Source organism: Motilimonas cestriensis, assembly GCF_021295315.1.
In the GTDB taxonomy this organism is placed as follows: Bacteria; Pseudomonadota; Gammaproteobacteria; order Enterobacterales; family CBDFNC01; genus Motilimonas; species Motilimonas cestriensis.
This window is the reverse complement of record NZ_JAIMJA010000013.1, coordinates 94732-118626: the sequence shown is the minus strand read 5'-3', so window position 1 is coordinate 118626 and position 23895 is coordinate 94732. Positions and strand designations below refer to the sequence as shown.

General features: G+C 42.1%; 15 protein-coding genes. 8 read left to right on the top strand and 7 right to left on the bottom strand.

From position 1 onward, the window contains the following. Positions 1–94: 94 nt before the first annotated feature. Together K6Y31_RS13700 and K6Y31_RS13695 are read right to left on the bottom strand one after the other, a co-directional pair. Complete coding sequence (locus K6Y31_RS13700) at positions 95–4774, bottom strand: NACHT domain-containing protein (protein WP_233053522.1); 4680 nt, start codon at positions 4772–4774, stop codon at positions 95–97. Positions 4775–4926: 152 nt separating this feature from the next. Beyond that, positions 4927–5451, bottom strand: coding sequence for a hypothetical protein (locus K6Y31_RS13695; RefSeq protein ID WP_233053521.1), 525 nt, complete (start codon positions 5449–5451; stop codon positions 4927–4929). 101 nt (positions 5452–5552) lie between these two features. Between K6Y31_RS13695 and K6Y31_RS13690 the strand changes: the two genes are divergently transcribed. The 5 genes from K6Y31_RS13690 to K6Y31_RS13670 all read left to right on the top strand — a co-directional run bounded on the left by K6Y31_RS13690 (position 5553) and on the right by K6Y31_RS13670 (position 13922). Continuing rightward, entirely contained in the window at positions 5553–5861 is a 309-nt protein-coding gene (locus K6Y31_RS13690; protein WP_233053520.1) for a helix-turn-helix domain-containing protein, read from the top strand. A gap of 349 nt (positions 5862–6210) precedes the next feature. Then, on the top strand, positions 6211–6447 hold the full coding sequence (locus K6Y31_RS13685) for an HTH-like domain-containing protein (protein ID WP_233053519.1): 237 nt from the start codon (positions 6211–6213) through the stop codon (positions 6445–6447). A 9-nt stretch (positions 6448–6456) separates the two neighbouring features. Continuing rightward, complete coding sequence (locus K6Y31_RS13680) at positions 6457–8076, top strand: site-specific DNA-methyltransferase (RefSeq protein ID WP_233053518.1); 1620 nt, start codon at positions 6457–6459, stop codon at positions 8074–8076. Between the two features lie 15 nt (positions 8077–8091). Beyond that, positions 8092–10794 carry a DEAD/DEAH box helicase gene (locus K6Y31_RS13675; protein WP_233053517.1) on the top strand — a complete coding sequence of 901 codons (2703 nt, stop codon included), beginning with the start codon at positions 8092–8094 and terminating at the stop codon, positions 10792–10794. 53 nt (positions 10795–10847) lie between these two features. Then, positions 10848–13922: a TrlF family AAA-like ATPase gene (locus tag K6Y31_RS13670; RefSeq protein WP_233053516.1), complete on the top strand. Its 3075-nt coding sequence runs from the start codon at positions 10848–10850 to the stop codon at positions 13920–13922. A gap of 282 nt (positions 13923–14204) precedes the next feature. On the opposite strand, the gene K6Y31_RS13665 is transcribed toward K6Y31_RS13670, so the two are convergent. The 5 genes from K6Y31_RS13665 to K6Y31_RS13645 form a co-directional block, all read right to left on the bottom strand. Beyond that, positions 14205–15845, bottom strand: a complete 1641-nt coding sequence (locus K6Y31_RS13665; protein ID WP_233053515.1) for a phosphoethanolamine transferase — start codon at positions 15843–15845, stop codon at positions 14205–14207. 110 nt (positions 15846–15955) lie between these two features. Further along, positions 15956–17158 (bottom strand): organoarsenical effux MFS transporter ArsJ, encoded by a 1203-nt coding sequence (gene arsJ, locus K6Y31_RS13660; RefSeq protein WP_233053514.1) that lies wholly within the window; start codon positions 17156–17158, stop codon positions 15956–15958. Between the two features lie 115 nt (positions 17159–17273). Beyond that, the gene (locus tag K6Y31_RS13655; RefSeq protein ID WP_233053513.1) at positions 17274–17771 is read right to left on the bottom strand and encodes a cyclin-dependent kinase inhibitor 3 family protein; all 498 of its coding nucleotides are present in this window, start codon (positions 17769–17771) and stop codon (positions 17274–17276) included. Positions 17772–18027: 256 nt separating this feature from the next. Then, positions 18028–19029 (bottom strand): ArsJ-associated glyceraldehyde-3-phosphate dehydrogenase, encoded by a 1002-nt coding sequence (locus tag K6Y31_RS13650; RefSeq protein WP_233053512.1) that lies wholly within the window; start codon positions 19027–19029, stop codon positions 18028–18030. Between the two features lie 13 nt (positions 19030–19042). Further along, positions 19043–19375 carry an ArsR/SmtB family transcription factor gene (locus K6Y31_RS13645; RefSeq protein ID WP_233053511.1) on the bottom strand — a complete coding sequence of 111 codons (333 nt, stop codon included), beginning with the start codon at positions 19373–19375 and terminating at the stop codon, positions 19043–19045. A 209-nt stretch (positions 19376–19584) separates the two neighbouring features. Between K6Y31_RS13645 and K6Y31_RS13640 the strand changes: the two genes are divergently transcribed. The 3 genes from K6Y31_RS13640 (at position 19585) to K6Y31_RS13630 (ending at position 23886) form a co-directional block, all read left to right on the top strand. After that, a complete protein-coding gene (locus K6Y31_RS13640) occupies positions 19585–21567 on the top strand; it encodes a HAMP domain-containing methyl-accepting chemotaxis protein (RefSeq protein WP_282560177.1) in 1983 nt (660 codons plus the stop codon). A 68-nt stretch (positions 21568–21635) separates the two neighbouring features. Next, complete coding sequence (locus K6Y31_RS13635) at positions 21636–22877, top strand: ABC transporter substrate-binding protein (protein ID WP_233053509.1); 1242 nt, start codon at positions 21636–21638, stop codon at positions 22875–22877. Positions 22878–23127: 250 nt separating this feature from the next. Beyond that, entirely contained in the window at positions 23128–23886 is a 759-nt protein-coding gene (locus K6Y31_RS13630) for an amino acid ABC transporter substrate-binding protein (RefSeq protein WP_233053508.1), read from the top strand. Positions 23887–23895 lie beyond the last annotated feature (9 nt).

Below are 23895 nucleotides of genomic sequence, written 5' to 3'. Positions count from 1 at the left end.
AAAACGAGACTGTAACCAGTTGTTATGTTATTTATTTATTACAGTCTTGTTCAATCCATTTATGCTGACTACTTCAATCTCGAAAAAATTCCAGCTAAGACAGCAACCCATTATCAAGCTCTTTAACCGCACTCATCGCTGTGTAAACTTCTGAATTTAATAGCTCATCCCAAATATCCAAACAAGTGCTGATTGCTTCATCATCTTCATCTTCTGTTGCTTCATCGTAAAGGCGTTGCAGCACGCTTAATAGGGAAGATTCACGGATATGCATATGTCTATGCTGAAAAGACTCATCTTTCTCATACACTTCAACGATGTTTTCAACTAATTTCAGCAAAGAGTCACTCATGTCGATAAGCATACCTGGATAACTTTCCAGCTTTCTAAATAAGTTGTAAATACAGTATTTTAAGGCTTTCGACTTTACAAGTTCACTAAACAAGACCGTCGAATTATGCTTTGCCCAGTAGCCATCATACTGAACGCAATTACCCACTTGTTGCAAAATCTCTTTGTCCTCATCGTTTAACAACATTATGTATGATGACTCAATTTTGCCAATTCGGTCATGGTACTTATCTTCTCTTAAGAACTGGGAAAGCACTGAAGCGCAGCCACTCCTTAACTCTTTGTCCCCTTTAAGAACCAATGTTATCTCATGTTCAAATAAGTCATTGAAAAACCAACGAGCATAGATCTGTCTAGCTGCTTCTTTCCTAATATCCACATACGGAGAGCCAAGCATTCTAAGAACAAGCTCTATATAATCATTGGCATACTCACTTTCGAAACCTTGATTGAAAAAATAGTGTGCACCATACCCTCCACTGACACGTATCTCCTCTTTACATAGCTCAATAAACTTACTGTGAGCGAACGAGCTGTCATAATTTAGATAAGGCTTAAGCAACTCTAAGGCAGACATTTTGACTGCAGGGTGCCCATCTTCAATAGCTTGATCAACGACGTACCTATGTTGGTTTGCAAGTAATTCGTTTTTAAAAAAAATGCTAGCTATCGCTATATATGCTTGCCCTCGAAGGCAATTGATTGAGTTATCCCTCAAAGATTTGGCTGATGCAACGTCGGCTGAACAACCCATGCCATTCGTCCAAACATTTAGTTTGTTAACTTCAGGGTCTTTGGCATGATGGGCGAAATTGAGCAATAATTTGAAAGATATTACGTCTGAAGTTAAAGACTGACGGTCGATCAATCTAACTAAAGCACGTTCAGCTTCACTATGGGGGAAATGTGCAATTACTTCTTCTAATAGGATATCGCTACAAGGGGCCCAATCATCTTTATAATCTTCATGAGCTTTCTCTTTACTACAATCAGCTAACCCATAGAAAAAAGCACTGATATATTGATAGGGAATATCTTTTGGGAGTGACAAAGCCAAGTTTACGAATCTAACAGGTTCATTACAAACTGCTCTTTCTAGTGTTTGAGAGAACTGTTCGATGGTTGATTCAGAAATTACATCTGCAGCTACTTGCTTCAAATCTCTACCAAAACACTGTTTTTCGGGTGTTAGAATTAGCTTCGTCCACGACATATTAGACAGTTTGTTTCCAATGGGTAGCGGTGAAGTAACAATGCCTCCAATAGTCTCAAATTTTGAGCAAAAGCCTGAAGTTGAAAAATCTTCAAACTTACGTTCGAGCACCTTGCACAATTGACCTGATGCAATAGAGATGCGGCTCTTATCGAGTTTCGGTAACAAAAAATATTGTGCATGGCCCCAATAGCTAAGACGTCCCCCTCTTCGTCTTGCTTCCAAAATCCACTTTATTTGTTCTATATCCATCTCACTTTTCATGCGAACGATATATTCTTCGAGCCTTGAAAAATGTTCGTTGGAGCAGTTTTTAGAAAACTTCGAGACTAGTTTACCAGGCAGTATCCAAACGGGCTCAAGGTATGTGTTGCCGCACGATAAGTGCGAATTCGGACTACTCAACATCCAATCAATAACTATATCGGAGTACGCTGTAGATAGGTTCAGCAATAACCTAGCGACCAAATGTACAGTGACAGGGTTTTTTATCGCAAGATACGGCTTAACAAGCTCGTATAATATTTCAGAATCCGCTTGTAGGTTTTCTCCCGCCTTTTCGATTAGCTTAAACATTCCAGATGTGAGGCTACGATCTGGCAGATAACAATCATTACCACGATCCTTATGCAGCCATATTAAAACCTTATCATAATCATCTTGTGATTCCGCGATATCAGTTATACTCTGAAGTAAAAGACCAATAACTTCTTCTTGAGTATGTTCAGCGACGGCCAAAATATCTTCTAAATCTGTTGGAGACCAATTGTCTCTTTGCGTTAGCTTTTGATGCTCTTCGATTTCCTCTGAATAACTAGATTTACAGATAACCTCTCTATAATGACTTAAGAGAACCTCAATTAATGACAGCGCCCGCTTAGGATGTTTTTTAGATAAATTTCGCCAATCTATATAATTTATTAAGCAGTTTTTTTGAAGTAGTTCTATTCTTAACTCGAACATATCGTCAGAGTCATCTTCAATGCTCCAACACAGACTGCTATAGACTTTTTGATTCCAATTATCTGATACATCAACATATGGGCGTAGCGTTGCTAGCACTAAGTCTGGTTTTAGCGCTGAAATAGAACTCAGAAGACCAACCGAAGCATCCACCAACTTTTCATCGGAGCTGCTGAGCCAGCCCTCCAAAATGCCATTCTCTATCAGAAACTCGATTATCTCTGGGTTTTTATAGCAACTCGTCGAGATAAACTTCCGATTTAGTTCAGGATCTTTAGCTAACTTATAGATTAGCTTTCTAGCGGGAGCTTTAATGACTTTTAAGTCTTTTAGCGAGTTCAGAGCAAGGAATTTCAGGTGAAAGCGAACCTTTTCGTTAAGGAGTACGGCTTCAATACTAGAGCAATAATTTTTTTGGCTCGCGTCTAGCAGCATGTTTAACGCGTACCTCAGATGCTCTCTCTTATCTAGAGTTTGGTTGTCAAACCCTCCTAGCTCAGATAACAGCTTTTCTGAAGATTCACTCCCTGCTCGATATAACTTTGAACCGACTTGATAATCATATAATGCTTGGTGTCTAAAACTTATGCGTTGTTCCTGCTTAGTTAACACTCCTACTGACATTAAGACGCCTAAGACCCATCGTGAACCTATAGGAAGAGAGGTTAGCGGTACAGACAAAGAGCCCTGTTTCATCATTACGCCCACTAGCTTATCAATGAACAGCTCTGCTTCTTCAACCGATAGATTATGGGCACTTATTTGACTTAATCGATCGTCCCAAAAATTCTTAACCAACTCTAATTTGTTATTAAAGCTAGGGGCTGTCTGTGTGCGATGTGCAATAGTTAGGTATATACCAAGCCATAAAGGTATCTTAAGAATCTCTTTCTTGACAGAAGAAAGCAGTGAGTACGTCTCAAATGGCGAGACTAACTCGTCTACTATTTCTTCATCTAATGTAGATAATATAACTGCATGCAATGACTCCGAAATACTACCTAGCCAACTTGATAAGGCGATATCTTCGTTTAGCTCAAAATCCCTAGAAGCCAAGACGATTGATATGTCGGCCCCCTCTTTACGTAGCGCAATTGTTTGCCTGATTAACTCCTGGCAGATGTGTAAAGCTATATTAGAATGTGCGCCAGTCCATCGGATAGCGTCGAGCTGATCCAATATAATCACAACTTTGCTGTGTTTTGATAATGCACTTAAGCTTAAAGGTGGCGAGTATGGGAAACCTAAAGCTCTTCCATACGTATCTAGATTATCTTCTGGATTTCGTCGATCAAGCCTCACCGGAACACTGATAGCGCCTCTCTCACGAAGATAATTATGAAGTTCAAGGAGTAATGAACTCTTACCAACGCCAGCTTCTGCTCTGAGCAGAGTTACGGGAGTTTCTGTTAACGATTCGATGATGTAGTCCAACTCCTTTCGCTTAATAAGCTGATTGCATATCAAGAATGGTTGAATTGATTCATCAAACTCTTTGGAAAGGTTATCAACAACTGAAAGTACCCTTTGATCTTCGGGTATCCCTCTAGCAACAAACCCAGCCTTTTTCAGATCATCTAGTAGATGGTTAGCAGTAATTTTATTACGTAGCTTACTGTATTCGACAGGATAATATTTTAGAAACTGAACTAACTTAGTACTGCTACCACTGAACAAAGAAGAAGCTTTATCTTCTAATTCAGTCAGGCTATGCTTATTCAGATCATAACGGATAATCTTAAAGCGCTGCAAAAACAACATGGCTTTGCGCACATCTTCTTCTGATTCAACACACAAGCCAAGGTATTCACATAATGATCTGAAGCACTTTTCTCGCTCTTGGCTTTGTTTTACTTGATGTTCTAGGAAGTCAAACGGCATTGCATTACTGTTCAATGCACTTTCAGATAAATCGCTAATTATTCTACTCGAAAGTGGTGACACCAAGTGAAACTCTGTAGCCCCTCTACCGATTTGGAAACTTGCGTTTTTTAGAATATTGGAACTATGAAGTTTAGATAGAGGCCAGTATTCGTTATTGCCAGAGCTTGCTTTACACTGATGGTGTTCGTATGAGCCATCATTATTACCGATTACCAAGTCTACTCCGACCTCATCATCCCCAATAGGCTCTACAGTCACATAACTTATTTTTTCTTGTAACAGCCGTAATAACTGATATGCAATCCAGTTAGCCTCATACCTGTTACCAAGCTTTTCTGCATACCCACCTGCTTCTAGCGCCATATTGTCCGTTCTCAACATAACCTTACACATCAGTAAGATATGGCCAATCCCTTTTATTTACAATTATTCTTCTAGTATTTTGATTCACCACCAATTAAAGGGGGCTTTGTCAGGTCCCCCCCCTTGATTGATGTATGAGGCTTCATTCAATTCTATGCAATCTCTAAAATTTTCGAGATAGCACTGACTTGACTCTGTAGCCGATATACCTCTTCTCTAGCTTGATAGAAAAAAGGCCTAACGTTGTCCTGCTGCTCAGGATAGCGTTGAATTAAACTAGCGAATGCTGCCATTTCCTGCTTCGTTATCTTCAAGCTATCTTCGCAAGCCTGCTTTTCTTTGCGCAGAGCATTATGGAAACTAGTATCTACAGCTTCAACAACCTTCAAATTATGATCTTTGAGCGTTGATTTAGGCCGAAAAATCGTACTTTTGAATAAAGGTGTTGTCAGGTAACGAACCTGCTTTCCAGGGCCCGACTGAGTTTTCCGCAATAGCTGTTTTGACTCCATGTACAAAATACGACGATATACGTACATTCGGGCTTTATTTGAGCAAAAGACATCACCAGTCATAGTTAGGAGTGCATCTCTTAGTTCTGTTACCGTAAAACAGTTATAGCCCTTAACAATTAACAACTTGTAAAATAATTCATGTAATGACACAACATTAGACACTATATGATCACCCATCAATAAAACTTAGGATTGCTAAGTATACAAGAATAGATAAAACTTAGACAATCTAAGTTATATCTAGGTGAAATGATGAAATCGACGTGTCACAAGCGAATCCAATACCAAAGCGCCTCAAAGATGCGCGACAAAAAGCAAAACTTACTCAAAAAGAGCTGGGCATTAGAGTTGGTATGGATCAAGGTTCAGCAAGTGGCCGTATGAATCACTACGAAAAAGGCCGTCATACTCCCGATATCCAAACTTTAAAGCGCATGGCCGAAGAGCTTGACGTTCCAATAAACTATTTTTTCTGTGAAGATGATTCCGCAGCAACGTTAGCCTGCCTCATCGACAAGCTACCCGAAGAAGAAAGGTTAAAACTTATTGAACGGCTTTCTAAAAAAGTTTAGCTTTAAGCTCCATCTAAAAGCACATTTACTGAAGTCGACTTCATCCGCTAAAGGAAGCGAGTTAAAGTATTCTGTTCACCCCCCAACTGGACACTTTTGTTGATAATTTTCAAACTCCACTGTCGATAGTGTGATGGTAAGCGATTACCACAACCTAAAAGACGCAACGGCGAATTGTTAGCGACAAAGGCCAGCGACAAGCTGGATTTTTTTGTCCCATCCCCGACCTTTAAATTTCAGTAGCCTTACTTTCACATGTAAAAGTTGAACGTAGTGATCTCTATCAATTGCAAAATTAGCTAATTTTGCTAAGTTAGCTATCAGTTCAGGTAAAAGCTGAGAAATAGGAATGAAAAAGCAGATTTTTCTGGCGATACGTCAGGCATTAAGTGGAGCTCCACGCAACCAGTACATGGCTGAGTTACACCTGCAAATGATCAAGTATGCTGACGAGCTTCAAGACATTACGGCGAAAGAGTTTTGCGAAGAGGTCGGCTTAAAGCCAAGTTACGGCACGGAATTCAGTAAAATGAGAAACCTAACAAGCCGATTGAAACAAGCTGGCTTAGACGTAGAAAAAATTTGAGGAACTAAAATGCCTATTTTGAACTGGCTTAACAAAGAAGAAGCTGTAACAACGGCCAAAAATTGTACCTACAGGCTGCTAGAGGAAGTGCCTGAACTCTCCTACGGGAACAAAAATGAAGAAAATTTGCTTATTCATGGTGATAACCTCGAAGCTCTTAAATCACTAATCCCTCATTATGCAGGAAAGGTAAAATGTATCTACGTTGATCCACCATTCAACACAATGCAGGCATTTGAAAACTATGACGACAATCTAGAGCACTCAATATGGTTAAGTTTGCTATATCCAAGATTTGAATTACTGCGCGAGCTATTGAGTGAAGATGGGACGATGTTTGTCCATATTGACGACAATGAACTTGGATATTTAACGGTTATCCTTGATGAAATTTTTGGTCGTAAAAACAGAACTCACACTGTGGCATTTAAGCAGGGTTCAGCAACTGGTCACAAAGCAATCAACCCTGGTATGGTTAATACTTGTAATTTCATTTTGAGTTATGCAAAAAATAAAAACAAATGGCAGCCAAAAAAAGTTTTCACTGAAAGACTTAGAGATGAAAGATATAACCAGTTCATAGAGAATATTGAAGAAAACTATAAATTTTGGCGCTTAATACCGTTATCTCAAGCTTTCGCAGACCATTGCGGAATACCTAAAAGAGAACTAAAAAAAGCACTAGGGGATATGTTTGAGAGAAAAATAGCCACCTTCGTAACAGATAATGCTCACCGTGTAATTCAGTCAGTGAGACCCGATTACAATAATGTTGGAGAAGAAATAAAACAGGCTATCGACTTTTCAAAAAACAACCCTGCTGAGGTACACCTTCTTGAAAGAAATGGACTCACAGATATGTATTTCAAGGGGGGGCAACGTTGGATTTTTTATAGAGAGAAGCTCAAAAATATTGATGGTAAATTAGTAACTGGGGAACCACTCACGACCTTTTGGGCTGATTTACTCTCAAATAACCTTCACAAAGAAGGCGACGTTGTATTCCCTAAGAGTAAAAAACCAGAGTCTTTAATCAAACGTGTTATTGAGCTTAGCTCAGATGAAGGGGACATTGTGCTTGACTCCTTTCTTGGCTCCGGAACCACTGCTGCTGTGGCACAAAAAATGCGTAGAAGGTTTATAGGTATAGAGCTGGGAAATCATGCAGTTACTCACTGCCAACCAAGATTAAAACGTGTTATTGATGGAGAGCAAGGTGGGGTATCGAAAGCTGTTAACTGGGAAGGAGGTGGTGGTTTCCACTTCTGTAAACTCGGTGATGCAGTCTTTGATGAATATGGCTGCTTAAACCCTGAAATAAAATTCCCAACCTTGGCATCACATATATGGTATTTGGAAACCAAAACACCACTCGGCAATAAAGCGGATACCCCACTGCTGGGTGTTCATAACGATACTGCATACTACTTGCTCTACAACGGCATATTGGGTGATCGTCGTCCAGCAGGTGGCAATGTGCTTACAAGCAAAGTACTCAACAACTTACCAGACATCGATAAACATGAACGCATCGTGATCTACGGTGAATCAAGTCGTTTGGGTGAGGCTCGCTTGAAGCAAGCGAACATCACGTTCAAACAGATCCCATACGACGTCGGCACTCTTTGATAAGGAATCCACAGAATGTTTAAGTTAAAAGGTTATCAACAACGTGCCGTTGATGTGATGCAATCTTTCCTTTCTCACTGCCTCAGTAGTGACAGTGTTGAAGATGCGTACAAGTTAGCTCTGGAAGAGCAAGAACTCCCTCCACACGCTTATCGTGATTATGGTTTCGAGCAAGTTCCGTATTTTTGTATGCGTATCCCAACGGGTGGTGGTAAAACTGTTCTTGGTTCACATGCTGTTGAAGTTGCCGCACGTCATTACCTAGAAACCGAAGCCCCGATTGCACTATGGCTAGTCCCAAGCATTACAATTCGCGAACAAACGGTAGAGGCGCTGAAAACACCAGGCCACCCCTACCGTGAAAGGCTTGATGCTGCTTTCAATCGGCAAGTATTAGTGCTCGATATTGACGAAGTGACTCAAATTCGTCCACAAGACATAGGCAATAAGGCCATTGTGGTTGTATCTACCCTAGCTAACTTGAGAGTTTCTGACACCTCTGGACGTAAGGTTTACGCTTACCACGAAAACTTTGAACCACACTTTGCCAAGATTCCTGCAAATCACCCTTCCTTGCCGCTGCTGGAGACGGTTTCTGAGGCTGATGTACAAGAGAACGGTTTGAGCAGTCGTGAAATTGGCAGCATCAAATTCTCTTTTGCCAACCTATTAGCTCTGTATAGGCCTGTGGTGATAGTGGATGAAGCTCATAATGCTCGTTCCAGCTTAACCTTTGACACCTTGCGTCGTGTACACCCTGCTGCTCTCATTGAGTTTACCGCTACACCAAATACCACTAGCGCAAATGGTAGTAACGTTCTATTTCATGTCTCGGCGGCCGAACTGAAAGCCGAAGAGATGATTAAATTGCCGATTGTTTTGACGGAACATCAGAATTGGCAAGATGCTGTTCAGGATGCAGTGATCACACGCAACAAGCTCCAGGCTGACGCTCAAAAAGATGAGGACTACATCCGCCCAATAGCCTTGTTCCAAGCTGAAAACAAAAAAGGTGAGGTCACTGTAGAAGTACTTAAAGACCACCTGCTCAATCAACTTGGCATTACTGAAGATAAGATCGCTGTAGCGACGGGTAGCCAACGAGAGTTAGATGGGATCAACCTGTTCGATCAAAGCTGCCTGATTGAATACATCATCACTATCGAAGCACTTAAAGAAGGTTGGGATTGTTCCTTTGCCTACGTATTTTGCTCGGTGAAGCAAGTATCTTCCAGTAAGGATGCTGAACAGCTACTTGGCCGCGTATTGCGTATGCCGTATGCCAGCCGTCGAGCCATCGAAGACTTGAACCGTGCTTATGCGCATCTTGCGACGTCGAAGTTTGCTAAAGCAGCTCAAGAGCTGACAGATAAGCTTATCGCTATGGGCTTTGAGGAAATGGAGATCGCAGCATTTCTACGTAAGCAAGCTCCATCTAGTGGTCAAGGGGAGCTATTTGGTAGCGAACAGGAGCAGACTCAAGCAAAATCGACACCGCCTCCTGCTATCGTTATAGAGGTTGAGGATTTACCAGACCTAACAGAACTTTCAGATTCAGAGAAGAAACAGATCACGATGACTCGGGATGAGGGAAGTGGTACTGCTGTAATCAAAGTTACTGGCGAAGTTTCAGCAACCATACAGAAAGCTATCACTAAGCATGTAAAAGCGGGTAAGAGTCGTAAAGCATTTGAACGTGATGTTCGAGTGCATAATCAAGCAATCGAAGTAACGAAGGCACCATCAGAACGTGGTGAAAAGTTTGGCTCGCTCCCTTATCTCTGCATGCTGGAACAAGGCGAGTTGGAGCTGGTTGAATCAGAAGTATTCCTCCACGAACATAGCTGGAATCTGCTCGACTACCCAGCAGAGTTGACAAATTTTGTAATGAACGAAACTAGCAATAGCTTTGCGATTGACATGGATGGTAAATCACTGACTTATAAAGTTGCAGAACAAAAGGAAGTAATCGCCTTTAACCAAGGCTTTATTGACGTTACAGAGCAAGATCTCGTGCGCTGGCTAGACAGAGAGTTGCGACAACCAGATGTCCTTCAGCATCAACTTGTTGGCTTTTTGGGTCGTCTAGTCAAAAATTTGCTTCAAAAGCCTAACTTGACCCTTACCGCTTTGGTTCGCAATAAGTTCCCATTGGCCCGTGCTATACGAGATCTTATCCGCTTGTACCGAAAGCAAGCTCAACGGAGTGGATATCAAGCGTGTCTGTTTGGAGCTGAAAGTACAGCGTGTGTATCCGATGAATTCATGTACCACTTCGAGCCGAGCCACTACCCATCTCGTCCACCATACTATTCTGGTCGCTACAAATTCCAGAAACATTACTTTCCGCAGAATCTTATTGAGGATCTGAAAGCTACTGGCGAGGAATACGAGTGTGCCGAAGCCATAGATGGCTTACGGGAGGTAAAACACTGGATTCGTAATCTGGTACGCCGAGATCAAGCTTCATTCTGGTTGCCACTGGCTCATAACAAGTTTTACCCAGACTTTGTATGTGAGCTTTACGATGGTCGAATGCTAGTTGTCGAGTACAAAGGCGAAGCTTATGTAACTAATGACGACTCAGCGGAAAAACGTGCTATCGGTGATAAATGGGCAGAACTGAGCGACAGAAAGTGTCTGTTCATTATGGCCGTTAAGCAAGACGGACAAGGGCGTGATGTTCGCCAGCAAATCAAAGCGTTAATTTCAAAATAATAATGAGGGAGCAAGCTTTATGGTTTGCTCTTTTAACAAATAAGGAATGGTTGATGGTTAAGAGCAAATACCCTCGTGGTTCTGAGTGGCGTAAGTGGGATCTTCATATTCACACCCCAGCGTCTTTTCATTGGAATGGCTCAAGATTTAACTCAAATCCATGTACACCAGAAAATGCGGCTCTAGTAGATGAAATGATCCATACCATGAATGCAGCAGAACCAGCAGTGTTTGCAATTATGGATTACTGGACTTTTGATGGGTGGTTTGCGTTAAAGCATCGTTTAACGCAAGAAGGTGCTCCCAAACTGGAGAAAACTGTTTTTCCTGGAATTGAGTTGCGATTAGTTGCTCCAATGGATGGGCGATTAAATGCTCATGTTTTGTTCTCTAATGAAATAGATGATCAAGTTCTGCGTGATTTTCGAACGGCACTAAATGTTGCGCTTATCGATCGCCCTCTATCCGATTATTCATTAAAATGCTTAGCGCGCCATGTCGGTGAAGATTTACTTAGGCAAAAAGGTTTTAGCAAAGCAGATGTTGATAGTGTTGATGATACTGCTTTAAAAGCTGGCTCAACAATCGCAGAAATATCTTGTGAAAGTTATAAGCAGGCAATACGAAATGTTCCGAACCGGATGGCTCTCGGTTTTATGCCATTCAACACAAACGATGGTTTAGCTGACGTCAATTGGCAAGAGCATTATGCCTACGTTCTAGGTTTATTTGACACATCACCGATTTTTGAAACTAGAACCCCCGATCTTTGGGCTGCTTTTGCTGCGGTAGAGACAGATACAAATAAAAAGTGGATTAGTGACTTCCAACGCGCATTAGGTAATGTACCAAGGCTTGCAGTTTCAGGCAGTGATGCGCATAGGTTCACTGGTGAACCTGGAAATAATGATCGGCGAGGATATGGCGACTACCCGTCAGGAAAAGCAACTTGGATAAAAGCAAATCCAACATTTGAAGGGTTGAAGCAAGCGATCAAGGAACCAGCAAAACGGTCATTTATTGGCTCAATTCCTCCCAAACGACAGTTAGTAAGTGAAAACAGAAGTCGTTTCATCGACAAGTTAGAAGTCAGAAAATCTGACGCTGCACCACTTTCAGATACCTGGCTTGATCAAACTGCATTACATCTAAATCATGATTTAGTAGCAATCATTGGCAATAAGGGTAGTGGTAAAAGTGCACTAGCAGATATTGCAGCACTGCTTGGTAACTCCAAACAGAGCCACCATTTCTCTTTCTTAAAAGAAAATCGATTCAGAGGAAAAACAGGTGAGCCAGCAAGACACTTCAATGCAAAAATAACATGGGGTGATGAAGAAGAGCTAGAGAAAAATCTTAATGAAAATCCGGCAACTGAAAATGTTGAGCTCGTAAAGTATATCCCACAAGGACATTTTGAAGAACTTTGTAACGCACACGTTTCAGGCCAATCCAACGCTTTCGAGAAAGAGTTAAGATCTGTTATTTTCTCACATGCAGATGATTCTATACGTTTAGGCGCTCATGATTTTGATCAACTTATTGAGCAGCAAGAAAGCTCTCTTCGAAGTCAGCTAGAAAGCTATCGCAGCGAACTGCACAAGATAAATAAACAAATGGCATTTGTTGAAAGTCAGATGACCGATGATGCACGAAAAATACTCGAAGAGTTATTAGCACAGAAACAAAGACTCCTCGAAGAGCAGATAAAGGTTGAGCCTGAAGAAATTCCAGAGCCAACGAGTGAACTGACAGCTGAACAAAAAAAAGTATCTGAGCAGCTTACAACTATTAGCCAAGAACTTGAAAAGTTACAACAACAGCAAGAATTAAATCAACAAGAGATAGCAAAACTAGCAGCAAAGAAAAAAGCGTGTAAAAACATCAAAACAGGCTTTGAAATTGTTAAGCGCGCAGTCAGTCAGTTTACTTCTGAGTTTAGTTCTGATGCTAATATTTTAGGCTTAAACGTCGAGAACTTAGTCAATGTAGAAATAAATGAAAAAGCAATTTCAGACTTTGAAAGTGCCAGCAACACTCGATATCATGAATTAAAAGACAATCAATTGTCACTTAATGCTCAGAAACTATCACTTTCAGAGAAAAAGGCTCCATTAAGCGCACAACTAAATGCACCACAGCAAGCATTTCAGCAATATAAAGAGCAGCTTAAAGTTTGGGAAGAAAAGAAAACACTGTTATTAGGAACCAAAGATGAACCTGATTCTCTTGAAGGTGTTAAACATAGAAAAGCTCAACTGGATCAACTGCCAATTCAAAGGCAGGAACTACATGAGCAACGACTAGGTTTAACCCGAAAAGTATTTAACGTTCTTGATGAGCAAAAGGCTAATCGAGAGGCACTCTTTGCTCCAGTGCAATCTCTCATCCAGAACAACGCCCTCATCCGTGATGAATATAAGTTGCAGTTTAGAGCTGAACTGACTAGTACAACAGACCAAGTCTCAAACAAATTATTTGCCATTGTAAAACAAGAATCAGGAGCGTTTAAAGGTAAATCTGAGAGCCTGTCAGCAATGAAAGAACTAATGGATAAGTACGATCTTGATAACGTCAACTCTCTAATCAACTTTGTTCAAGAGCTGTACCAAAAGCTAGAGGATGCGTCTAAGAACCCAGTTGGCATCGCTTCACTGCTACGTAAAGACCGTACTGCAAATGAAGTCTACGATCTTATCTTTGACTTAGATTACCTTGAACCAAGATACACATTAATGTTCCAAGACGCACAAATTGGACAACTTTCACCAGGGCAAAGAGGTGCATTATTGTTGATTTTTTATCTTCTTGTGGATAAGGGTAATACTCCAATTATCTTAGATCAACCAGAAGAAAACTTGGACAATGAAACAATTGTTAGCTTACTTGTGCCAGTGTTGACTGAAGCCAAAAAAAACCGACAGATCATTATGGTTACACATAATCCAAACCTTGCTGTAGTCTGCGATGCAGAGCAGATAATCCACTGTGAGTTTGACCGAACAAATGGCCACAACATCACATATACACCTGGAGCAATTGAATGCAGCATCATCAACAAAAAGGTTGTTGATGTACTTGAGGGGACGATGCCGGCATTCGACAACCGTAGAGTGAAGTACATGTAAACCTACGACAAGCTTAACCTGCCTGTTCAACTCTGACAGGCGGGCTAACTTGAAGATCTGGAAAATAGCTTTGATGATACTTGCTGAAAGGTGCCATTTGGCGCAATCTCTGGAAAAGCTTGGATACTTTTAGCAACACTAGTACCACAAGGGTTTCCAGATTTTCTATACCACTGCAGTGTGGCGGTAAACCATTACCATGACTTAACAAAAAAAGCCCAAGTGAGAGCTTGGGCTTTTATTAACGCTCTCTAAATCTGTAAGTTTGCCCTATGGTAAATCCTAACCTCGACACCCAGCGATGAAATCCAATTCCGCCTGTTTAGCTTGGGTTTCCACACCATAAAAACCTAATAAACTGTGAAATAAATTGTCATGGGAGAAAGTGCCCGTTTTAGCAGCTTGCGCTAAGCAATCACGGTTAATCCCTTGCGTTGACGCGTACTCTTCAGGTAACCAAATCAACCATGGCACTTGAGTTTGTTCAGTTGGCGCAAAGGCATAAGGCGTGCCATGTAGGTACAAGCCATTTTCGCCAAGTGATTCTCCATGATCCGACAAATACATCAACGCCACGTTATATTGCTCACTGTAACCTGGTAACAGTTTAATAGTTTGTGCCAACACATAATCGGTATAGACCAAGGTATTGTCATACACATTTACTATCTCTTCATCGCTGCAGTTTTCAATGTCACTGCGACGACAAGCGGGCTTAAACACTTCCATGTCTTTTGGGTAACGCTGATAATAAGTAGGGCCGTGGCTACCAATAATATGCAGCGCCACTAACTGATCACTGGGCTTGTCTTTCGCGTCAACTAATTGTGCTAACTGCTGCACTAACACTTCATCATAACAACTTAAACTTTGGCAACCATCCCAACCTTGGCTTAACGTCAGTTCATGTTTGGTGATATTTTTCGCCACATGTTTGTCACCGCCGTCATTTTCTAACCAAGTTACATCCACGCCAGCATGGGCCATAACATCGAGCACGTTATCTTGGCTATCCGCCCGCTCACGCTTATAATTATCATGACTTAAGTTTGACATCATACAAGGTAAAGAATGGGCAGTCGCCGTGCCGCAAGAAGACACACTTTGCAATGCAATTAAGTTAAGCCCTTGGGTATAGGGATTAGTCTCCCTTTGATAGCCATTGTATTGCATGTTGTGGGCGCGTGCCGTTTCGCCAATCACTAACACCACTAAGTTTGGTTTACCGTTTTTGCTCGGCTTTACTGTCGCATCTTTACCGAGTTCGACATACTGCAAGGGAGTAGTAAAGAAAGTACGTTTGACATACTTAACCCCATAATAAACGTGCGCAGGCACAATCATCTTGGTGATATAGCGATTATTTCGTCCAACAGAAGCATAATCTTTATAAAAAAACGCCGTTAACAAGGCGAGCATCAGGCACGCAGCAACAACTAGACCAGCGCGAAATAATCCTGCTTTTAGCCAACTCTCTCGAGATAAAATATGCGTTCGGTATAACAACAATACTGGTAAACCGCCCAACACCAAGCAATACAGCACAGAGTAAATATTCACATATGACAACGCCTCACCCGAGTTAGTCGCTAATATGTTTTCGACCATGCCGTAGTCAAACACTATTTGGTATTTCCAAATGGCGTAAGTTGCCGCAGCAGAAGATAAGGTAATAAGCGTTAATAAAGGCTTAAACAGATACGGAATCGCCAATAAACTAAAAATAATGAGAAAGCAGCAAAACAACACCAAAGAGGGTGACAAAGCAAAAGCTAAATGCCCCTCTCCGGCAAGTTGATACAGCTTTTGAGTCACGGGGAAATTCAACACGATGGCAAAATATAACGCAAGCATCACTATCACTTGCTCATAACTTAGTGTCCAAGTCGTGGTAAATAATTTAGTAGGGATTATCGATTTCAAATCTAAGAGCCTAAATAATGAGACAGACTCTAAGTATGGTTATGAAACCTTAAGATAACCTTAAGAAGAAGGGAGAGGTATACGTACTGATTTAGCTAAATGAACCTTTTTCAATGTTTCGGCAATGCCAATGATACTAAAGTGGTCACCAATAAAAATATTGCCGAAGCCCACAAACAAGCCGCAAAGCCCATGGTTTGAAATAGCCAACCCGATAATATAGTGCCAATTAAACGCCCCATCGCATTGGCCATATAATAAAAACCCACATCCAGCGAAGCCCCGTCTTCCTTAGCGTAACTGACGATTAAATAAGAATGTAACGACGAGTTAATCGCAAATACCGCGCCAAACACCAGTAAACCAAGCACGATGACGTATTCTGACTGCCATTCCATCTGCACACTAAGGGCAATCGCAGCCGTCACTAACGTGAGCAGCCCAGCCCAAAGCACCGCCGCAGAACCACTGGGCACCACGCCGCGACGCTTACCGGTAAAATAAGGCGCAAAACCTTGCACCACACCATAGCCAATGATCCATAGCGCCAGAAAGCCACCCACCTGACCATGGCTCCAGTCAAACACACTGGCTAGATAAATCGGCAGCGCCACCACAAACCAAATATCACGCGCGCCAAACAAACACATACGCGCCAAGGATAAGATATTAATACCACGCGATTTTGCGAACAGCTCATTAAACTTAGGTTTGCTTTTTGCTTTGCCTAAACTGGCATCCAAGCTCAGCACACTGCCGATAAACACCAGCAACAACACCACTGCCATCGCCAATACTGCCAGCTGAAAGCCCAAGTAATGCAGCAATAGCCCACCAACAAAAAAGCCTGCACCTTTAAGGGCATTTTTAGAGCCCGTTAATAAAGCAACCCATTGATAAAGTTTGCCTTGCTGGTCACTTGGCACTAAGGTTTTGATCGCGCTTTTCGCGCTCATCTTATTTAAATCTTTCGCTATGCCCGATAATGCCTGCGCAAGCATTACCCACGCCATTACTAGCCAATCAGGCGGCACGGTCAGCATTAACAGTGCCACCACTTGCAGCAACAAACCGATATTCATGGTGCGGTTCAGGCCAACCCGAGCACCTAACCAACCGCCCAATAGATTAGTCACCACACCAAAGAATTCATAAAACAAGAATAAGGAAGCAATGGCTAATGCACCATAACCCAAATCATAGAAGTACAGCACCACCAACATACGCAACGCGCCATCGGTAACGGTGAAATTCCAGTAGTTAAACGTAACCAATAAATACTGGCGCACCGATTTAGGCAAACTTGAAAGCACGGCTGGTTCCTCAATAAAACAAAGAGTCAAAACATAGCACTAAGGGTTAATAGTCATAACACTTGTAGCGGCAACACCGCGTCATGGTAACCACATTACCGCTACAAACTGGTGTTTATGGTGTGACTAGCTGCCCCACATAATCAACTTGTACCGCCTTGGTAAATGCACCGGGACGTAACGCTTGTACTCGCGTTTTAATGGTGTCTAAATCCCAACCGCGCTCTAACAAAATATGCGCAGCAAGCAAACCGGTGCGACCCGATCCCCCCATGCAATGCAGCGCCACGGCTTGATTGTTATCGAGCAATTGATGCAATTCAGGAGACGCATTTAACCAATCTATTTTGAAGTTGGCATCAGGCGCCTGATCATCTTCAATTGGACAATGAAACCACTGCATACCCAATTTTTGCGTTAACTGGCTTAACTCTGCCACTCCCGCCTTTTCCATTTCAGCTTCATTAAGGGCCGTCACCACCGCTTTTACGCCACGATCTTTTAACTGGCGCAGTGAGGATTCTAAATCCGTGCCTTTAGTGCCTGGACAAGGTGTCAGTACTAGCTCTGCACCTTGGTTATTTAATGGCAGTTGCCAAGTAGGATGTGTCATCTATCTCTCCAGCTCATTAAGCTAAGCCAACAATGCGTACTAACTCAGCTGCTCGGTCATGGTTGCATAACCCATTTTGTTAATCGCTCTCTATAACTAAGCCAAGCCAACAATGCGTACTAACTCTGCTGCTTGGTCATGGTTGCATAACCCATTTTGTTAATCGCTCTCTATAACTAAGCCAAGCCAACAATGCGAACTAACTCTGCTGCTCGGTCATGGTTGCATAACCCATTTTGTTCATCGCTCTCTATAACTAAGCCAAGCCAACAATGCGTACTAACTCAGCTGTGCGCGTGGCATAACCCATCTCATTGTCATACCAAGCATAAATTTTCACCATTTTACCGCCCACCACCATAGTCGATAATGCATCGACAATGGTTGATCTTTGATCACCTTTATAATCAATCGATACCAATGGCCGCGTTTCAAACCCAAGAATGCCCTTTAATTCACCTTCTGCGGCTTGCTGTAATAATGCATTAACTTGCTCAGGCGTTGTCTCTTGCTTCACTTGGAAAATGATATCTGTTAATGACGCATTGGCTAAAGGAACACGTACCGCATGACCATCAATTTTCCCGGCAAGTTCAGGGAAAATTTCTACAATCGCTTTCGCCGATCCCGTAGTAGTTGGGATCAAGCTAACGCCGCACGCTCGGGCACGGCGTAGATCTTTATGGGGAGCATCTAAAATGGTTTGTGTATTAGTCAGATTATGTATGGTGGTAAATGAAGCATTCTCGATGCCGAGCTGCTCGTGAATAACCTTAACCACAGGGGCAATGCAGTTAGTCGTACAAGATGCCGCCGTCACAATACGATGTAAATCAGGGTTAAACACCTGCTCATTCACCCCAACCACAATATTAGCCACAGCGTCATTTTTCACTGGTGCTGAGACCACTACGCGCTTAACGCCCTGCGCCAAATATTGGTTTAAAAAATGCACATCACGATGAACACCTGTGGCTTCAATCACCACATCACAACCAGACCAGTCAACGTCGGCGATCTCTCGCTGCTGGGTAGCTTTTATTGACTGTCCGTTAACCACTAAAGAATCATCTATTGCCGTTACTTGGTGATGCCACCGACCTTGAATTGAATCAAACTCCAATAAATGCGCTAGTGTGGCGGCATCTCCAGCCACATCATTAATTTGCACAAATTCTAATTCAGGCCAATCAAAAGCAGCACGTAAAGCCAAGCGGCCAATACGACCAAATCCATTAATCCCAACTTTAATTGCCATAACTCTTTCCTTTTTAGTCACAGCACACATTGGCTGTATTCAGTCTTGTTACATCAACGTGATAACTTTTTTGCAACGTTCCACTTTCAATTAATTGCTGTAGTAAATCATAAAACCAAGGCGGTAAATCCACTGCCAGTTGATAATAAACCCACTGCCCCTTTCGCTCGCTCGTTAGTATTCCAGCTTGGCGCAGTAAGGCCAAATGCCGTGAAATTTTCGGCTGGCTTAATTGCAATGTCTCCGTCAACTCGCATACACACATAACTTTTTTGTTATAAATCAACAACAAGCAACAAATACGTGTTTCATCGCCCAGTAATTTTAAATACTCATGCTCAAACATACGCATATCCATATATAAAAACAAAATTAAAATAGCAAACAAAGCTTAGCACTGCAATCGTCTCAATAAGATTGTCACTCAACCTTAACGTAAAGTTCATAACCGCACAGTGCAAATGTAAAAAATAAGTCAACAAGCAACTCTATATCGTGCAAACCGCTATCTCTACTCTATGCTTAAAAAATTAATAATCAGTGGGTCGAGGGATCATGCGCCTAAGTATCATTCAGCGAACGATCGCAGGCTTCATCTTAATGTTTATTCTGCTCGCTATCTTGGGCGGCATTAGCTATTTAAACACTAAGCAAATAAATTTAAGTCTCAAAACAGTAACAGAAGAAACTACCCCGTTACTTATTTCCAGTGCCGAATTGAAAGAGGCGCTGCTAAAAAACAATCGCAGCTTACTTGAATACCGCACCACCTATGAAATAGCTGACCTCAGCATCCATCAAGAGCAGTTTGAAACTGAAAAAATCCAATTCGAGCACATCAGCCAACAACTCAGTAGTAGCAAAGCCTTAGATCCAAGCATTCAAAGTAGCTTTAACGAAGTACAAACAGCCGCGAGTAATTATTTTAACTTGGCTGAGCAAATATTGTCTGAGCACAAAAATTTAGTCGAAACCCTTAACGCTTTATCTGCTTTACGAGACGATTTTGTCAAACAGGAAGATAACTTTCAGCAAGCAACGCTGCTGTTACTGGGTGAAACGGCCAATAAACGCTCACAACGCAATAAAGCAGAGCGTGTGACCAGTGGCATAGCCCGTGACTTAAGAGAAATACGTCGCGCCGGAATAAAAACTAACTTGGTCGCACTGCAACAAGCCCTGACCTCTGATATAGAAAAAGCTTTGTCTGGCGCCAAAAAAATAAAAGTAGATGAAGGTGTCATCATACGCTTTAACAGCGCTGTAAATAAACTTAGGGACATCAGTATTTCTGAGCAAGGCTTACTGCCCCTGATGCTTAAACAACAAAAACTAGAAAAAAACATCGTACGACTAACTGAACAAGCAAACCAACAAATGGCTCAGGTAGAGCAACTACTCACCAGCTTTACTGCCCAAGCTCAGAACGAGTCTGAAACAGCAAAAAACACCGCCGACAAAGCCGTTAAAACAGCGGTATTTTACATCATCATAGTGACCCTTATTTCAGCAGCGGTAGCCGCTATTATCGGCTTTACCATTGCACGTAGTATTCACAAGCCACTGGCATTAATTACGCCGGTATTGAAAGTCATGGCTGAAGGTAATATGACGCAAAGGGTTGATTACCAATCCAACGATGAGTTTGGCACCTTGTCTGAGTCCCTAAATACTTTAGTCGACAGCATGGCGGAGGTGCTCAGTAAAATCAGTCAGGGCTCACTCCAACTGGTACAAGAAGCTAATAACGCCGCAGAAATCAGCGATCGCACGATGGCACGAGTCGCCGATCAAAAAAATCAAACCGACCAAGTTGCCACTGCCATCTCCGAGATGGAAGTCAGTGTCGGCGAAGTATTCCGCTCAACTGAAAATACTTTATCTGAAGTGACATTAGCAAACGAAGATACCGACACAGGTAGAGAGCTGGTAGCCAAAAACCGCCAATTGACAGAAGAGCTAGCCAGTTCAATCAATGAAGCCGTTAGCATCACACAAAAGCTCGAAGAATTTAGCGCCAATATTGGCAGCATTCTCGATGTTATTCGCGGTATAGCGGAGCAAACCAACCTACTGGCATTAAATGCCGCGATTGAAGCAGCGCGAGCGGGTGAGCAAGGCCGAGGATTTGCTGTAGTAGCCGACGAAGTACGCACCTTAGCCACACGGACTCAGCAATCAACTGTTGAAATCCAAGCCATGATCGAAAACTTACAAAAAAGCTCCCGTCAAGTTGCCAATGTGATGCACCAAAGCCAAGAGCAAACCAACTATTGTGTCGACCAAACTCGTCTCACCGATGAAGCCCTACAAGCCGTTGCGTCCCGCATGGAAGCGATTAAAGAAATGAGTGTTCATGTCGCGCAAGCCACTGAAGAGCAAATAACGGTTAGCCAAGACATCGCTAGAAATATCAATGGCATCACCGAAGTAGCGCTAGAAACCGAACGAGAAGCCAGTGATTCAGCGCGGATCAGTGAAGTATTAGCGCAGCTAATTGAACAACAACAAGCCTTGATCCGACGCTTCAAAGTTTAGTCTGCCCCTCATTTCAGTAACAAGTTAAGAAATGAGGATATGTTAATTAACCCAAGAAGGGGTTCGTAATGAAGTTAAAAATCTTGCCTTATGCTATAGGCACATCCATTTTATTATCGGCCTCCATTGCCCAGGCTGGTAATATTTCAATCGAGAGCTGGCGTGAAGATGCGGCCATTTGGAATGACGTCATTATTCCAGCATTTAACGCTAAACATCCTGATATTAAGGTTTCCTTTATCCATACCAATGCAACCGACTACAACAGCACTCTCGACAAAAAATTAGCCGATGGCACCGCGGGCGATCTGATTACTTGCCGGCCTTTCGATGACTCGCTAAAACTGTTCCAAGCCGGATATCTGACCGATATTACCGAGCTAGACGGTATGGGTAATTTTCCAAACTTTGCCAAAGCTGCATGGCAAACAGATAACGGAGCGCAATCATTTTGCTTACCGATGGCATCGGTTATCCATGGCTTCTTTTACAACAAAACCATCTTTAAAGAGCTAGGATTGACGCCTCCTAAAACCAATGCCGAGTTCTATTCAGCACTTGATAAAGTAAAAGCCAGTGGCAAGTACACACCTATTGCCATGGGTACCAATGATAAATGGGAAGCCGCCACAATGGGCTTTCAAAATATTGGTCCTAACTACTGGAAAGGTGAAGACGGCCGCTTGGCAGTGATTGACGGCGATGAAAAACTCAATGAACCGCAATATGTAAAAGTATTTGAACAGCTTGCTAAGTGGGGGCCATATATGGGCGAAGGCTACCAAACTCGCACCTATAATGATGCTATTGCGATGTTTGGTGATCAAAAAGCCGCTATTTACCCAGCGGGTTCATGGGATATTGCAGCCTTTAACACTAAGTTAGATCTCGGTGTATTTATGCCGCCGGTAGAAAAAGCAGATGACGAATGTTACATCAGTGACCATACCGACATAGGTGTAGGTATCAATGCCAATACGACCAATAAGAAGGACGCTGAAACCTTCTTAAAATGGATGACAACTGGAGAGTTCGCCGCTATTTATACCAATGCGTTGCCGGGTTTCTTCTCGTTATCGAACCATTTTATTGATGTTGACGATCCTACCGCTAAAGCCATGATAGCTTGGCGTGACACGTGTGATTCAACCATTCGTAACTCTTACCAAATTTTAAACCGTGGTGAACCTAGCCTAGAACTAGAAATTTGGGACACCAGTGTTGGCGTAATTAATGGTACCATGACACCAAAAGATGCCGCGGACCGATTGCAAAAAGGCATGGACGCTTGGTATAAACCTGGCGAATAACCTTTACCGCTGCATATCTACTCTTTATTAAGTCAGGCTCTGCCTGGCTTTTTTTATGTTTCGCGCTGTTGCCACATTATTTAACTGGCAAGAAACAAAAAATAGAAATATTTGACTAAATAAAGCTCATTATCTAGTGATTTAGCTATTCAGTTATATAATAATTAGTTATCTAAAACTTATTTTTAATTACTTTTTAGACTTATATATAACAAAAAATACCCTTAATTAGACAAAGAGGCTGCAAATCATGACAACACGCTTTTCTCGCGCACTGGCCATTACCTTGGCCGCCCTAAGCTTTATCACCGCTCCTGCTTTTGCCCAAGACACCATAAAAGTAGGCATGTCAGGTCGCTACTTCCCGTTCACCTTTGTACAAAAAGATGTACTGCAAGGGTTTGAGGTTGATGTCTGGAATGAAATTGGTAAACGCGCCGACTTAAACGTAGAATTTAAAACCGCTAATTTCTCAGGTCTATTTGGCATGTTAGAAGCGGGCCACATTGATACCATTTCAAATCAAATCACCATCACTGATGAACGTTTGGCTAAATATAACTTTGCCCAAGCTTACGTGGTTGATGGCGCACAAATAGTCGTTAAAAAAGGCCGTACGGATATTCAAGGTATTGACGATCTAAAAGGCAAAAAGGTCGCGGTGAATTTAGGTAGCAACTTCGAGCAACTATTACGTAAGGCCGATCCAAACAAAGAGATCAACATCATCACTTACGACGCAGGCTTTGAGCAAGATGTAGTGCTAGGCCGTACTGATGCGTTCGTGATGGATCGCGTATCATCAGCTCAGCTGATTAAAAAATCGGGTTTGCCACTCGAGCTAGCTGGCGAACCATTTGAAACCATCAAAAATGCGATGCCATTTATTAAATCAGATGAAAACAAAGCGTTGATTGCGCGTGTGAACGCAGCGCTAACCAGCATGCAAGAAGACGGTAGCTTAAGCCAAATTTCACAAAAATGGTTTAATGCTGATATCACTAAATAAAGGAAACTA